This is a genomic window from Vibrio harveyi, assembly GCF_030060435.1.
GTDB lineage: Bacteria > Pseudomonadota > Gammaproteobacteria > Enterobacterales > Vibrionaceae > Vibrio > Vibrio harveyi.
The window spans coordinates 788,622-803,170 of sequence record NZ_CP125876.1; the positions used below are offsets into that span (position 1 = coordinate 788,622).

The following is a 14,549-nucleotide window of genomic DNA, read 5'->3' on the forward strand; positions in this document are numbered from 1 at the left end:
TAACTAAGCGGGATTCTACGCATCGATTTTCGAAAATTTAAGGGCAAATAGCGTGTTTCAGAAAAACCTGACAGAAACTTGAAGTACGATCAAAGTATGAAAAGAGGAGAATAGTGCTCCTCTTGATTTTTGGATTAGTTTGGTGTCGGCATGGGAATAAGGCTAGGTGATACAATCAGTTGGGCTTCTGTCGCCGTTTGTACCTCTTCAACGGAAAACTCCGGTGCGAGTTCGGTTAACATCATGCCTTTATCGGTGATTTTGAACACGCCCATTTCAGTGACAATCAAATCTACCTGACCCACAGCGGTCAGCGGTAAAGTGCAATGCTTAAGCAGTTTTGGATTGCCTTTCACCGTGTGTTCCATGGCGACAATAACTTTCTTTGCGCCGACCACAAGATCCATTGCGCCGCCCATTCCAGGCACCATTTTGCCCGGAATGATCCAGTTGGCAAGATTGCCACGTTCATCCACTTGCAGTGCTCCGAGCACGGTTGAATCCACGTGACCACCGCGAATGATGGCAAAAGAGTCCGCGCTATTAAAGTAGCAAGAGCCTGCTATGGCGGTGATGTTTTGTCCGCCAGCATTAACCAAATCTGCGTCGAGTTCCCCTTCTGAAGCCAACTTATCAATACCCAGCAGACCGTTTTCAGCTTGCAGAAGCAGTTCCACGTCTTTGTCTACTTCATTAGCAACCAGCGTTGGCAAGCCTATACCAAGGTTAACGATGTCGCCATCTCTCATCTCTTGAGCAACGCGCCATGCAATGCGGCGGCGAACGACTTCTTTATCTAATTGTGCAGTCATTAGTTGTCCTCCACTAAGATGTAATCGACGTACAAACTTGGGGTATGCACGGCTTCAGGCTCAATATCGCCCAATTCCACAATCTGCTCTGGTTCCACCACCACGGTTTCCGCCGCAGTTGCCATTAAAGGGTTAAAGTTCTGAGTGGTTTTGCTATAGAAAACGTTGCCACGACGGTCAACTTTAGATCCACGAATCAGTGCTAAATCGGCCTTCAGTGGCATTTCCAAGAGATATTGTTTGCCGTCAATTTCAATCACACGTTTGTTCTCTGCGACGATGGTGCCAAGTCCTGTTGGTGTTAGTACGCCACCCAAACCTGCGCCAGCACTGCGAATGCGCTCTGCCAATGTACCTTGAGGAACAAGCTCCACTTCAAGTGTGCCTTCATTCATTTGTTTGCCCGTTTCGGGGTTAGTGCCGATGTGCGAGGCATACAGTTTCTTCACGCGTTTTTCCGCGATAAGTCGACTAGAACCTCGACCCGGTGAGCCTGTGTCGGTGCTGATTAAGGTAATGTTTTTGACGTCTTTTTTGATCAACAAATCAATTAAACGTTCTGGTGCGCCTGTTGCCATAAAGCCGCCAATCATGATGGTCATGCCGTCGTGCAATAGGCTTTCAATTTGCCCTGTAGTGGCTGCTTTTTTCATGTTTTTCGTGTTCATGAGAGGCTCCTTCTAACAACGTTTCAAAATTAACGCCGTGCCCATGCCACCGCCGATGCACAGTGATGCCAAACCGTAATCACGGCGAGTGCGCTGCAGTTGATAAACCAAGGTGGTCACAATGCGGTTACCTGATGCGCCGATTGGGTGACCAAGTGCAATGGCACCGCCACTTAAGTTACTGCGTTCTAGCAGCCACGCTTCATCGATATTGTGTTGCTCGGTAAGGGAACGAACCACGCCAAGTGCTTGCGCAGCAAAGGCTTCGTTAAGCTCAAAAACGTCGATATCTTCAATCGCCATTTCGGCTTTGGCTAAGGTATTGGCAATCGCAGACACTGGACCTAAGCCCATCACCTCTGGGGCGATAGCACCTTGTCCGTATTCGATGAGTTCAGCTATTGGCTTGAGGTTATGGCGTTTTACGGCACTTTCTGAAGCGAGCAAAATTGCGGATGCACCATCATTAATACCGGATGCATTGCCTGCGGTAACACTGCCTTCTTTATCGAATGCAGGACGCAGTGCTTGTAGACCTTCAAAGGTGCTGTCGGCTTTCGGATATTCATCGTTCTTTACTTCGAATTGGCGCTTGCGATCCACTATCGTAATTGGCGCAATTTCTGCTTCAAAGTGACCATTTTCTATCGCGCAGATCGCTTTACGTTGGCTTTGTAAGGCAAAGGCATCTTGGTCTTCTCGGCTGATTTGGAATTGCTTGGCGATGTTTTCTGCCGTAACACCCATGTGGTAATTGTGGAAGGCATCTGTCAAACCATCTTTGATGATGCTGTCTTCTTGGAGTTGATGACCCATGCGATAACCGCGACGAATCTGACCGGAAGAGATGTATGGTGCGTTGGACATACTCTCCATACCACAAGTAAGCACTAGCTCTACGTCGCCCGCTCGAATATGGCTTGCACCGTCCATGATGACTTTCATCCCACTGCCACAAATCATATTGAGTGTGTAAGCCGGAACGGACTCTGGAATGCCTGCCTTCATTGCGGCTTGGCGACCCGGTCCCATGCCTACGCCTCCAGTAAGTACGTTGCCAACAATCACTTCATCGATTTGTTCTGGGGCAATGTCCACTTGCTCCAAGGCTGCCTTGATGGCATGAGCGCCCAGTTCAACACTAGACAATGACGCTAATGAGCCATTAAAGCTGCCAATTGGGGTGCGCTTTGCCGCCACAATAAAGATTCGTTCCATACCGCTGTTTACTCCGTAATCGTTCTGTCATAACCAGTGTAGGGAGTGCGATGTGGTCGCGATATAGCCAGGAATTCAAAGCCGCTTTGCGAAAATGCAAAGTACAAACGAGGCGCAAATCACGAACTTTTACCCCTACCAATCTTAAGGTGAAAAGAAATCAACTTAGGAGAAAAACACATGCTTGATCGTATTGCTTGCGCCCCATGTTGCTGGGGAGTGGAAGAGGCATCTCATGCGACCAATCCAAGCTGGGGAAAGGTGTTAATGGATGCAAGTGACAGTGGCTTTCGTGGTATTGAATTAGGACCGGATGGCTTCTTCCCTGAAGATCCTGAACTGGTGAAAAGTGCGTTTCGTGTACGTGGACTGCAGGTGTGCGCTGGCAAGGTACAAGTGCCATTTTGCGACTCTGCAAACATGTCTGCCATTTTGGAAGAAGTCGACACCGTCTGTCAGCGTTTAGATTCGCTGGGCGTAAAGAATTTACTGATCATGGAAGGCATTCATACGGAACGTTATGGCTATATCGGACAAAGCGTCACTGCACCGCGTCTGAATATGGAAAATAAACGGACCATGATTGTTAACCTTGAGCGAATTATTCGCGTGGCAAGCCAATATGGTTTGCGCTGTTTGCTTCATCCGGGCATTGGCGGCTACATCAGTTATAAAGATGAGATCGATTTTGTCATGAGTCAGATTCCCGGGACCAAACTGGGATTATGTATCGATATCGGGCATGTGTTTTTAGATGGGATGGATCCGCTAGGGATCATTCGTCAGTACGGATCACGCATCGAGCATATTCATGTTAAAGATATCTCGACGGACAAATTGAGACTAGCTATCCGTGATAAGTTGGAATGGGTTGACGCCTATAGTAAAGGATTGATCACTCCCTTAGGGGATGGCGATATCAAGCTGCAACAAGTGATGAGTGCACTTAAAGCAGCCGACTATCAAGGTTGGATCGTGGTCGAGCATGAGCACGGCACCGCAGACGTGAGTCAGGTTTCGCGTGATTTAAAACGCAGTCGCGATTATCTCGCTCAGATTGTGGCGTGATTCGAAACTAGATGATGAAAAGGCAGTAATGATGCTCAGCGATCCTTGGTTCTATCTTTTGGCGACTCCTGCGGTGCTAATTTATGGCATTGGTAAAGGTGGGCTCGGTGGAGCGCTGGGCATTTTGGCTGTTCCTATGATGGCGCTGGTGGTGCCGCCAACACAAGCGGCGGCGATTTTATTGCCGATTCTATTGGTGATGGACGCATTTGCGGTGCGTCATCATTATCGAAATGCCGATGTTCGAGTACTCAAAACTATGTTGCCGGGGGCTTTGCTTGGCGTGGTATTAGCGGGGTTATTTTTGAGTATCACCCCAGAGTCGGGGTTGAAGATCACCGTTGGCGTGCTGTCTTTGCTGTTCTGTTTTCAGTATTGGCTAAGTGGTGAAACTCCATCTCAATCAGGGAAGTTAGGCGCTTGGATTTGGAGTACTCTGAGCGGTTTTTCCAGTACCGCAATTCATGCTGGTGGCGGTCCAGCGAGTATCTATTTACTGCCGTTGAAACTGCCTAAAATCAACTTAATAGCGACCATGGCACTGTTGTTCGGCATAGTGAATGTAGCGAAACTCATACCTTACATTTGGCTTGGCGAGTTTGATTCGACCAACTTAATGACTGCGTTGGTGTTGATTCCACTCGCGCCTGTTGGCGTTAAGATGGGTGTGTATCTTTTGCATCGCGTCAGTCAGGAAAGAATCTATCAGCTCTGTTACTTGTTCTTGTTTCTTTCAGGCGCCAAGCTGACTTTCGATGGCGTGAGCACTTTATTGTTTTAACTCCAATCCGACTTAACAAGGTTTTTCCAATAAGAACTCTTTGAACTTTATTGCCACTGGAGATGCAGTTTTGGGTGAATGGTAATACAGATTCAAACTCCAAATACTGGTCTCATACTCTTCCAATAGTGGTACTAACTCGCCTTTCTCGACTGCTTTTTCGGTGACGAATTGCGGCAAGTAGGCGATACCAGCTCCTTTTAAGGAGCCACTTAGTAATAGGTCGCTGTCGTTCACCTCGATTGTTTTTGGCACTTTGAGTACCATGTTTTCCACACCTTGGCGGAAGATCCAATCATTGCTGCCCGTCAGTGTGGTTGCAATTAAGCAAGCGTGGTCTCGTAGTGCTTCTGGGTGCGTGGGCAAGCCATATTTTTCTAGGTATTGCGGCGAAGCCACGACGATAAACGGGCACTGCATTAGCTCGCGCTTCACCAGTAATAAATCTTTTTCACGGTAGCCTTGGAAGCTGGCATTGGCACTGATCATTAGGTCACAAGTACTGGCGTGATCCAATGCCCAAGGAGTGACGTTGATGTTGAAGGTCACCTTTGGGTTGAGTTTGGAATACTCGGCGATTTTATCCATTAGATAGTGATTGGCATAGACGGGCGTGCACGCGATGTTGATGTGACCTTTTTCGCTGTCTTGGAAGTCTTCTAACTTGCGACTGATGCGCTCTGCGTTGTCGACTAAAGGAGAAAACTCTTCGTATAAGGTTTGCCCCGCTTGAGTGGCTTCCAATAACCGATTCGAGCGGCGACATAAGGTCGTACCGAAGTGTTGCTCCAGTTCTTGCAGCCAACGGCTTCCTGCGGAGACCGAAATGTTGAATTTTCGTGCTGCGGAGGAGATAGACCCAGAGCGGATCACATAGACAAAGAACGCCATTTTATCGAGCATGAGTTTTGCCTCCAAAGCAAAAAGGGAACAAGTGCGATCACCTGTTCCCTTTGTAAAACATTAAGTTATCTTATGCACGTGCTTCAGTCGCACTTCCAGATACTTTTTTACCCAGTTTTTTCGCCATCGCTTCTTCCATTTTCTCTAAGCTGACGCCTTTCGTTTCAGGCACATACTTAACTACGATGACCATACAGATGAGTGACAAGACGCCGAATAACCAGAAGCTAAATGCGCCATTGAATTGCTCTTTTAAGTAAGGGTTTTCGTTTAGCATTGGGAAAGATTGCGTCACGATGAAGCCTGTAAACCATTGTGCGCCGACGGCGATGGCCATGGCACGAGAGCGAATGCTGTTCGGGAATATTTCTGAAATCATGGTCCAACATGCACAACCCCATGATGTCGCGTAAGACACTACGTACAAACACAATGCGAACAGTGCTGCGTAGCCTTCGGTTTGTTGGTAAAGCACATAGCCGACCACGAACATACCAAATGCACAACCAAAGGTGCCGTATTTCATTAATGGTAGACGACCTACTTTATCAATCAGGTACATACCAAGTGCGTTACCACCGATAAAGACAATGCCGACAAAGGTAGTTTGGAACAGCGCGTTTTCTGTTGAGCCAGTGATCGGTTTTAAGATCTCAGGTGTGTAGTACATGATCACGTTGATGCCCGTTAACTGTTGAGCCGCCGCAACGAACGTACCAATCACTAAGATGGCGAACAATAATGGCGAACGCAGGCTGACTTTGTTCTTCTTCGCACCGACGGTTTCTTTCAACGACTCTTGGATCTCTTTGATCAAACGATCTGCGTGTTTCGGGTTTGAGATACGAGATAACGTCTCTTTGGCATCGTCTACTTTGCCTTTCAAAACCAGCCAACGTGGTGATTCTGGGATGAGGAACAACAACATTGCGAAAAGCGCGGCAGGAATCACTTCAGAGCCAAGCATCCAGCGCCAGCCCATATCCACTAACCAAGCCTCTGACATGCCTTTTGCGATGAGGTAGTTGACGTAAAACACACCCGTTTGACCGATAACTGCCGATTGCTGGAACATGCTCACCGCACGACCTCGGAAGTCTTTTGGTGCGACTTCTGACATATACATTGGTGATACCACACAAGCCAAACCTACAGCTACGCCACCGACGATACGTAGAACCACATAGAAAGAGAAGGTTTGAGCGAGTGCAGAGCCAATGGCGGATATGATGAAGAGAATGGCGGCGATGAAGAGGGTGTTGCGTCGACCGTATTTTAGGGCTGCCCAGCCTGCGCTGACCGCACCGATGATACTACCTAATACTACGCTGGATACGGCCCAGCCAGTTTGAGCTGGTGACAGTCCGAAGTAATCACGGATTGGACCAATTGCGCCAGAGATAACAGCAGTGTCGTAACCTAATAAGATGCCTCCGAGCGCAGCGATACAACAAATCCTAACGATGTAGGCGATATTGTGCTTTCGAGCTTCGGCCTTGGATGTAGCTTCCATTGTTTTTTCCTTTATTAGATCCCCAAGCTTTCCTTTAACCATCGAATAAGATCAAGTTGGGTAGCGGCCAATACTCTGTTTTGTAGGGTACGAGTATTGGGTATCTATATTGCCGACTTTTAATGTTTATTAGATGTATGAAAATTATTTTTCATTTGTCGGTTGCATTTATCATATTTACTCTTTTGTTATTCGACTAGGTGTCTGTTCGTTTTTTATCCTAAAGTGTTACCCAAATCAAAAAATGAAAAACATTTTTCATTTTTAAATGTCAGTATAAGTTATTGAAAATAAAGGATTTAAATAAAATGAGATCTGGCGCAAGTTTGCTTGTAGGGCTTGCTGTGATTGGCTTTTTTCATGATTTAACAATTTGATGACATCGATTTCATGTTGTGAAAAATATTTTTCATTTAAAGTTTTTTTCGCTAATGTAATTTCCAGTGAAACGAAATCGGTGAAAGAAAAGCATCTATAAAAACCACGCTTTTACTTCACGACATTTATTAAATAACGGAAACATTGTCGGAGAATAAAAATGAGCAACGTGCAATATGGAATTAGCCCACTGACTTGGACAAATGATGACATGCCAGAACTGGGCGGCGATATCCCATTGGAAACGTGTCTAAGTGAAATGGCAGAAGCTGGTTTCACTGGTACAGAGCTAGGTACTAAGTACCCACGTGAGCCAGAAGTTCTAATCCCTCTACTAGAAAAACATGGCCTAGTGCTCGCTTCTGGCTGGTACAGCGGCAATCTAATGAAGCTGACTGCGGAAGAAGAAATCGCAGCGATGCAAGAGCACATCAAATTGCTTAAGGCTGCTGGCTGTAAAGCAATGGTGTTCGGTGAAGTGAGCAACACGGTTCACGGCGACATCAACACGCCACTTTCTCAACGCGTGATCCTTACTATGGACGAGTGGAAAACCTACTGCGCGAAGTTAACTCAAGTTGCGGAATACCTTCTAAACGAGCACGACATCAAGCTGTCTTTCCATCATCACGTCGGCACCATTTGTGAAACGGAAGATGACATCAACATCATGATGGAATTCACTGGCGAAGCCGTTTACCTAACTCTAGATACGGGTCACATCACTTACGGAGGTGGTAACCCAGTGACCATGATTAAGCGTTGGGGTCATCGTATTGGTCACATGCACTTTAAAGACCTTCGTCTAGAAGTAATGAAAGCTGCACGTGATGCAGACAAATCATTCCTTAATGCAGTGCTTGATGGCGTATTCACTGTTCCTGGTACAGGTGACGTGGATTACGAAGACGTATTCGCAGCATTGAAAGAGCGCAACTACCAAGGCTGGTTGCTGGTTGAAGCAGAACAAGACCCAGCGAAAGCGCACCCATTGACGTACGCGAAAACGGCTTACGAGAACATCACAGGCTACGCGAAGAAATACGGTCTATAAGAGCACAAGTAAGGAAGGGGAGATTCGTCTCCCCTGTATCAAGCCGTGGAGACAACGCGGCTACAAAAATGATTGATACTACCGGGGAAGACAATGAAAACTGTACGCCTAACTGTTGCAGAAGCGCTAGCTCAGTACCTAGCCGCACAAATGATTGAAATTGATGGTAAAAAAGAACAGCTATTTGGTGCAGCATTCGCCATCTTTGGTCACGGTAACGTGACGTGCTTTGGACAGCAGCTAAAAAATATCGAAGACAAAATTCCGACTTGGCGTGGTCAAAATGAGCAGTCGATGGCAACAGCGGCAATCGCGTATGCCAAAGCAAACTTACGTCGTCGCATCGGTATCGCGACCAGTTCAATTGGTCCGGGTGCAACCAATATGGTTACCGCAGCAGGTATCGCGCACACAAACCGTTTACCAGTGCTTTTGATTTCTGGAGACGCTTACGTTAGTCGTCTGCCAGATCCTGTGCTTCAACAGCCAGAGAATTTCTACGATCCTTCGATCACTTGTAACGATGCGTTCAAACCGCTAACACGTTACTGGGATCGCATTATCTCGCCAACGCAATTGATGCACTCATTGCCTCAGGCAATTGATACCATGCTTGACCCAGAAACCTGTGGTCCAGCGTTTATCGGCTTACCACAAGATATTCAGGGCGTGGCTTACGATTTCCCTGAAGTCTTCTTCCAAGAAAAAGTACACCGCATTCGTCGTCCAGAGCCAGAAGTGGCAGATCTAGAGGATGCAAAAGCGGCGCTACTTAGCGCGAAACAACCTTTGGTTATCTCTGGCGGTGGCGTGCATTACTCACTAGCAACGGACGAGTTGGCTGCCTTTGCGAAAAAACACAACATCCCTGTGGTTGAGACCATTGCTGGTCGCGCCACGATGCTGCAAGACAATCCTCTAAACGCAGGTCCAATCGGCGTGACAGGTTCAGACTCTGCAAACTACATGGCAGCGCATGCGGATGTGGTGTTGGCTGTGGGTACTCGCTTACAAGACTTCACGACAGGCTCTTGGTCGGTGTTCAAGAACCCAGATATGAAGCTAGTTACCATCAATACCGCACGTTTTGATGCCATTAAACATCGTGCTATTCCAGTTAAAGCAGACGCAAAACGTGGCTTAGTTGAGCTGTCTAACCTACTGGGCGATTTCCGTAGTAGTGACGAGTGGGCGGCAACGGCGAAAGCGCAAGCGGATGAATGGAAAGCCGTGGTGCATCGCCGTACTCACCCTCAACCAGGCGACCTACTCGACGGTACGTCTTCTTATGCAGAAGTGATTGGCAAGCTCAACAAATCTATGCAGCCGGGCGACACGGTACTTACGGCAGCGGGTGGCTTACCAGCAGAGCTTGCGATGAACTGGCAGAACTACCAAATTGGTAAGTTCGACATTGAATTTGGCTTCTCTTGCATGGGTTATGAAATCGCAGGTGGCTGGGGCGCGAAAGTTGCGAACCCAGATAACGATGTGGTTGTGCTCGTCGGCGATGGCTCTTACCTGATTCAAAACTCAGACATCTACTCGTCAGTTCTGACGGGTCACAAGATGATTGTCGTGGTATGCGACAACGGTGGTTTCGCGGTGATCAACAAGCTGCAAAACAATACGGGTAACGAGTCGTTCAATAACCTATTGGAAGACTGTCGCCGTCCTGATGGCGAGGTAGCTCGCGTGGACTTTGCTAAGCATGCCGAAGCGCAAGGCGCAATCAGCGAGAAGCTGACCTCAATCGACCAGTTTGATGAAGCATTCCAACGCGCTAAAGAAGCCGACCGTACTTACGTGATTGTGGTCGACATCGACCCAGTATCGCCAATGGCTTGGTCTAAGTGTGATTGCTGGTGGGAGGTGGGACTTCCTCAAGTGACACGCAATGACGACACCGCAGAGAAAGTGGCTGCATGGGAAGAAGGCAGAGCAGCACAACGCGCCGGCGTTTAAGCCCAAACCGATTTATGTATCAAAACATCCAGCTTTAAAACAGATTTCAATAATTCGATTTATAGGCTCTTGAGCAAGAGCCTATTAAGGAGTCAAACATGTTTAATGAAGAACGTCATTTTGAGCAACCAATCCGTTGGGCAATGGTCGGCGGTGGTCGTGGCAGTCAGATCGGTTACTCGCACCGTAATGCGGCGCAGCGCGATGGTTTGTTTAAATTGGTCGCTGGTGCATTCGATTTGGACGCGGATCGTTGTCGTGATTTTGGTGAGAACTTAGGTCTCGATGGCGACCGTTGCTACGCAAATTACAAAGAGATGTTTGAGAAGGAAGCGCAACGCGAAGATGGCATTCAAGCTGTTTCGGTAGCAACACCAAACTCAACTCACTACGAAATTTGTAAAGCAGCACTGGAAGCTAACTTGCACGTGGTGTGTGAAAAACCAATCACCTTCACGACGGAAGAAGCAGAAGAGCTCAAACAGATCGCAGCAGAGCGCAATCGCGTGATTGGCGTGATGTACGGTTATAGCGGTTTCCCAATGGTTCAGCAAGCGCGTGAAATGGTGAAGCGTGGTGATCTGGGTGAGATTCGTGTGGTGAACATGCAGTTTGCTCACGGCTTCCACAACGAAGAATACGAGAAAAACGATCCAGGTTTGAAATGGCGCGTCAGCCCAGAAGTCTCAGGTCCAACTTATGTTCTGGGTGATGTGGGTACGCACGCTTTCTACCTGTGTGAAGTGATGACGGGTCTTGAAATCGACCGTCTGTCTTGCATGCGTCAAAGCTTCATCAAGTCACGTGCTCCGCTCGAAGATAACGCTCACATCATGATGCAGTTCAAAGATGGCGCAGTCGGTACGCTTTGGGCGTCGGCAGTGAATGCAGGTTCGATGCACCAACAAAAAATCCGCATCGTCGGTTCGAAAGCGTCCATCGAATGGTGGGATGAGCAACCAAACCAACTTCGTTTTGAAGTGCAAGGCGAAGCACCACGCATTCTAGAGCGTGGCATGGGCTACCTATACCAAGATGCACCGGGTGTGGCTTCTAACCGTGTTGGTGGTGGTCATGCAGAAGGTTACTTCGAGTCATGGGCGAACTTGTACCACCGTTTCGCGTTGGCATTCGATGCGGCTGACCGTGATGACCAGCAAGCGCTGTCTGAAATTTGGTTCCCAGGTATCGACGCAGGTATCGAAGGCGTGCGCTTATGCGAGAAGTGTGTGGAATCTGCAGACCAGAACGCCGCTTGGGTTGACTACAAATAATAGGAACAGACGATGACAAACATTGCACTTGAAACAAATCGACCATTGGATGCCATCGTTTTAGGACGTGCGGGCGTAGACCTCTACGCTCGCGAAGCTAAAACCGACATGGCGGATATCTCTGGCTTCAACAAATTCGTTGGTGGCTCAGCCGCGAACATTGCGGTGGGCATTGCCAAGTTAGGCGGTAAGGTCGGCTTTATTGGCTGCGTGGCTGACGATGCATTCGGTGGTTACGTCAAAGGTTACATGACGGAGCAAGGTATCAACCTTGATGGCATGAGAACCGATGGTTCTGGTTCGCGCACCTCGGTGGCATTCACAGAGATGAAGCCAAAAGATTGCACCGTGCTTATCTATCGTAACAACGCATCGGATTTGACCATCAAGCCAGAAGAGATTGATCCCGCTTACATCGCTAGCTCAAAAGTCTTGGTGGTCACAGGAACGGCATTGTCGGAAAGCCCAAGCCGTGAAGCCACTTTGATTGCGATGCAGCACGCGCGCCGCAGCAATACCTTAGTGGTGCTGGATGTTGATTACCGCCCTTACTCTTGGCGCACGGATACCGATGCTTCGATTTACTACGGCATTGCCGCGGGTCTTTCAGACGTCGTGATCGGTAACCGTGAAGAGTTCGACATGATGGAAACCGTCATTGCTCCGGGCAACACCGATGATGACCAAACGGCGGCTCGCTTCCTAACGGAGAACACCCAAGTCGTGGTGGTGAAAGCCGGTGAGCATGGTTCGAAAGTGTATGACCGTACGGGTCATAAGTTCGAGCAAGGTATTTTCCGAGTCGAAGCCAATAAGCCATTTGGCTCTGGTGACTCATTCGCCGGAGGTCTGATTTGGACGCTAGTTACTGGTGGTTCGTTAGAAGAGGGCGTACGCAACGGCACGGCAGCAGCGGCGATTAATGTCAGCGGTCACAGCTGCACAGAAGCCATGCCAACTAAGGAACAACTATTCGATTTTATTGAGACGCGAAGTTAAGCACGGTTTGGTGCTTTCGGGCACCACATTGCTGCGCGTTTGGTCTCCCGGGCCGGTATGTCACTTTGAGGGTAACCAAACAGTGCGCGTACACACCATCGTGGCCCGGCTTTTTTGTTAAGCCACTTTCAGAAGGATAGGGCAGCCTCGTTTCACTACGAGCTGTGAGGAGAAAAGAAAAATGGGAAAACACATTCCACCATTTGATAACAAGAATGAACCAATTATTGGTGCGAACGACGAAGTAACGCCGCTATGTTACTTCAACCAAGTGTTCTTGAATCAGAACGAAACCTTTGACCATGTCATCGAAGGGTATGAGTCTGTCATCGTATTGGCTGGCGGCACTTGCAGCATCACCGTGACGAAAGACGGTGAAAGTGAAACGTTCGACAACATTGGTAAACGTAAATCAGTTTGGGACGGCAACCCAGAAGCGGTTTACGTACCACTTGGCTACCGCGCGACCATTCAATGTGTGAGCGACAAAGCTGACGTTATGATTGCAGGTGGTAAGTTTGAAGCGTCACTGGAGCCTTTCTGTGTCCGCGAAGAGAACGTAGACATGGTGCAATATGGTTCGGATGACACCAAAACTCACCGCAAAATCAAACACGTACTGGGTCAATCCAACGCAGACAAACGCGGTCGCTTATTGGTGAGTGAGCTATTCACCGTTGGTGCAGGTGGTTGGTCTGGCTTTCCACCACACAAGCACGATGAAGATCGTGTTAAGCCTGATGGCAGCAAAGAAACCCTTTATGAAGAAGTGTACCAATTCCGCTTTAACCCAGATTTCGGCTTTGGTGCGCAGTTCCTATACGAGCATGAAGACGACTTTGGTCCGGTTTACCATGTGCGCACGGGCTCAGTGATCGCCATCGACAAAGGTTATCACCCAAGTGTGGCGGCGCCGGGTTATGAAATGTATTACTTCACCATCATCGTTGGCAAAACAGAGAAATCTTTGATTCAGCATTTTGATCCGCACCACGAATACCAAGTGGAGACGATCCCTGGCATCAAAGACATGATCGCGAAATTTAAGTAGGGGAATCATCATGTTGGTAAATTTGAATGACCTATTGCCGGAGGCTGCGGCGTCTAACTACGCTGTCCCTTGCTTTAATGTGTTCGGCTTTGAGGATGCTCGTGCTGTTGTTGAAGCAGCAGAGCAAGTGAACAAACCTGTAATTCTGGCGTGTAATAAAGACGTTGTGGACTTTTATGGCGTCGAAACCGCTGCGGCGATGTTCCTAAATCTAGCGCATAAGAGCACGGTGCCTGTCGTGCTTCACCTTGACCACACTTACGAAGAAGACATCGTCTTTCGCGCGCTTAAAGCTGGGTTTAGTTCTGTGATGTTTGATGGCTCTCAACTGACGTTGGACGAGAACATTGCTCGCACTAAGAAAGTCGTTGAAGTGGCGCATGCTCTAGGAGCATCGGTAGAGGGGGAAATTGGTTCGGTGCCTTACGAAGAAGGTCGCGACCACATAAAATCTATCTACACAGAACCGGAAGATGCGGCGCGCTTTGCAGAAGAGAGTGGCGTAGATTGTGTCGCAATTTCCGTCGGTAATGTTCACCGCTTAACCGAGCCGACTTGTACTATCGATTTTGGTCGCCTAGACCGTATCGCAAATGCTGTGGCTGTGCCGTTGGTGATTCATGGTTCGAGTGGTATTCGCGATGAAGACATGCTCAAGCTGAAGCAAAGTCGTGTGTCCAAGTTCAATATTGGCACCTGTTTGCGTCAGGCTCTGGGTCATAATCTTCGCGATTACATGAATCAGGAACCGCAAAAGTTTGACCGTATTTACTTCATGCAAAAGGCGATGCCGTACGTGAAAGAAGAAGCGGTACGAAACTTTGAATTATTATCTTAAAATAGCAGCCCCTTTTGTTACTATAAG

13 protein-coding genes are annotated in these 14,549 nt (G+C 48.1%); 8 read left to right on the plus strand and 5 right to left on the minus strand.

Annotated elements, in window-relative coordinates:
- Positions 1-134 precede the first annotated feature (134 nt).
- From QMY49_RS20135 to QMY49_RS20145, 3 genes are read right to left on the minus strand one after another with little or no spacing between them, the layout of a single operon-like run.
- A complete protein-coding gene (locus QMY49_RS20135) occupies positions 135-812 on the minus strand; it encodes a 3-oxoacid CoA-transferase subunit B (RefSeq protein WP_047514364.1) in 678 nt (225 codons plus the stop codon).
- Complete coding sequence (locus QMY49_RS20140) at positions 812-1,465, minus strand: CoA transferase subunit A (RefSeq protein WP_283316757.1); 654 nt, start codon at positions 1,463-1,465, stop codon at positions 812-814. The genes QMY49_RS20135 and QMY49_RS20140 overlap by 1 nt, the downstream gene beginning before the upstream one ends.
- Positions 1,466-1,492: 27 nt before the next feature.
- The gene (locus tag QMY49_RS20145) at positions 1,493-2,698 is read right to left on the minus strand and encodes an acetyl-CoA C-acetyltransferase (protein WP_283316392.1); all 1,206 of its coding nucleotides are present in this window, start codon (positions 2,696-2,698) and stop codon (positions 1,493-1,495) included.
- Positions 2,699-2,878: 180 nt separating this feature from the next.
- Between QMY49_RS20145 and QMY49_RS20150 the strand changes: the two genes are divergently transcribed.
- The gene (locus QMY49_RS20150) at positions 2,879-3,766 is read left to right on the plus strand and encodes a TIM barrel protein (protein ID WP_045486129.1); all 888 of its coding nucleotides are present in this window, start codon (positions 2,879-2,881) and stop codon (positions 3,764-3,766) included.
- Positions 3,767-3,797: 31 nt separating this feature from the next.
- Entirely contained in the window at positions 3,798-4,547 is a 750-nt protein-coding gene (locus QMY49_RS20155; protein ID WP_283316759.1) for a sulfite exporter TauE/SafE family protein, read from the plus strand.
- A gap of 12 nt (positions 4,548-4,559) precedes the next feature.
- Here the strand turns inward: QMY49_RS20155 and QMY49_RS20160 are convergent, their stop codons facing one another.
- The gene (locus QMY49_RS20160) at positions 4,560-5,450 is read right to left on the minus strand and encodes a LysR family transcriptional regulator (RefSeq protein WP_281188556.1); all 891 of its coding nucleotides are present in this window, start codon (positions 5,448-5,450) and stop codon (positions 4,560-4,562) included.
- 70 nt (positions 5,451-5,520) lie between these two features.
- Positions 5,521-6,963: a sugar porter family MFS transporter gene (locus QMY49_RS20165; RefSeq protein WP_005447390.1), complete on the minus strand. Its 1,443-nt coding sequence runs from the start codon at positions 6,961-6,963 to the stop codon at positions 5,521-5,523.
- Between the two features lie 538 nt (positions 6,964-7,501).
- Between QMY49_RS20165 and iolE the strand changes: the two genes are divergently transcribed.
- The 6 genes from iolE (at position 7,502) to QMY49_RS20195 (ending at position 14,522) form a co-directional block, all read left to right on the plus strand.
- The gene (iolE, locus tag QMY49_RS20170) at positions 7,502-8,395 is read left to right on the plus strand and encodes a myo-inosose-2 dehydratase (RefSeq protein WP_283316399.1); all 894 of its coding nucleotides are present in this window, start codon (positions 7,502-7,504) and stop codon (positions 8,393-8,395) included.
- Positions 8,396-8,488: 93 nt separating this feature from the next.
- The gene (gene iolD / locus QMY49_RS20175; protein WP_009698037.1) at positions 8,489-10,360 is read left to right on the plus strand and encodes a 3D-(3,5/4)-trihydroxycyclohexane-1,2-dione acylhydrolase (decyclizing); all 1,872 of its coding nucleotides are present in this window, start codon (positions 8,489-8,491) and stop codon (positions 10,358-10,360) included.
- Between the two features lie 98 nt (positions 10,361-10,458).
- Positions 10,459-11,634: a Gfo/Idh/MocA family protein gene (locus QMY49_RS20180; RefSeq protein ID WP_009706516.1), complete on the plus strand. Its 1,176-nt coding sequence runs from the start codon at positions 10,459-10,461 to the stop codon at positions 11,632-11,634.
- Positions 11,635-11,646: 12 nt separating this feature from the next.
- Positions 11,647-12,633, plus strand: a complete 987-nt coding sequence (iolC, locus tag QMY49_RS20185; protein ID WP_283316403.1) for a 5-dehydro-2-deoxygluconokinase — start codon at positions 11,647-11,649, stop codon at positions 12,631-12,633.
- A gap of 181 nt (positions 12,634-12,814) precedes the next feature.
- Positions 12,815-13,684 (plus strand): 5-deoxy-glucuronate isomerase, encoded by an 870-nt coding sequence (locus QMY49_RS20190; RefSeq protein ID WP_038868950.1) that lies wholly within the window; start codon positions 12,815-12,817, stop codon positions 13,682-13,684.
- A gap of 10 nt (positions 13,685-13,694) precedes the next feature.
- The gene (locus QMY49_RS20195; RefSeq protein ID WP_005437843.1) at positions 13,695-14,522 is read left to right on the plus strand and encodes a class II fructose-bisphosphate aldolase; all 828 of its coding nucleotides are present in this window, start codon (positions 13,695-13,697) and stop codon (positions 14,520-14,522) included.
- Positions 14,523-14,549: the final 27 nt, after the last annotated feature.

Excerpts from the sequence above, each read along its gene's own strand:
- QMY49_RS20150 (WP_045486129.1), top strand. The coding sequence starts at position 2,879 with ATGCTTGATCGTATTGCTTGCGCCCCATGTTGCTGGGGAGTGGAAGAG.
- QMY49_RS20180 (WP_009706516.1), top strand. The coding sequence starts at position 10,459 with ATGTTTAATGAAGAACGTCATTTTGAGCAACCAATCCGTTGGGCAATG.
- QMY49_RS20195 (WP_005437843.1), top strand. The coding sequence starts at position 13,695 with ATGTTGGTAAATTTGAATGACCTATTGCCGGAGGCTGCGGCGTCTAAC.
- iolC (WP_283316403.1), top strand. The coding sequence starts at position 11,647 with ATGACAAACATTGCACTTGAAACAAATCGACCATTGGATGCCATCGTT.
- QMY49_RS20165 (WP_005447390.1), bottom strand. The coding sequence starts at position 6,963 with ATGGAAGCTACATCCAAGGCCGAAGCTCGAAAGCACAATATCGCCTAC.
- iolD (WP_009698037.1), top strand. The coding sequence starts at position 8,489 with ATGAAAACTGTACGCCTAACTGTTGCAGAAGCGCTAGCTCAGTACCTA.
- QMY49_RS20145 (WP_283316392.1), bottom strand. The coding sequence starts at position 2,698 with ATGGAACGAATCTTTATTGTGGCGGCAAAGCGCACCCCAATTGGCAGC.
- iolE (WP_283316399.1), top strand. The coding sequence starts at position 7,502 with ATGAGCAACGTGCAATATGGAATTAGCCCACTGACTTGGACAAATGAT.
- QMY49_RS20140 (WP_283316757.1), bottom strand. The coding sequence starts at position 1,465 with ATGAAAAAAGCAGCCACTACAGGGCAAATTGAAAGCCTATTGCACGAC.
- QMY49_RS20190 (WP_038868950.1), top strand. The coding sequence starts at position 12,815 with ATGGGAAAACACATTCCACCATTTGATAACAAGAATGAACCAATTATT.
- QMY49_RS20155 (WP_283316759.1), top strand. The coding sequence starts at position 3,798 with ATGCTCAGCGATCCTTGGTTCTATCTTTTGGCGACTCCTGCGGTGCTA.
- QMY49_RS20160 (WP_281188556.1), bottom strand. The coding sequence starts at position 5,450 with ATGCTCGATAAAATGGCGTTCTTTGTCTATGTGATCCGCTCTGGGTCT.
- QMY49_RS20135 (WP_047514364.1), bottom strand. The coding sequence starts at position 812 with ATGACTGCACAATTAGATAAAGAAGTCGTTCGCCGCCGCATTGCATGG.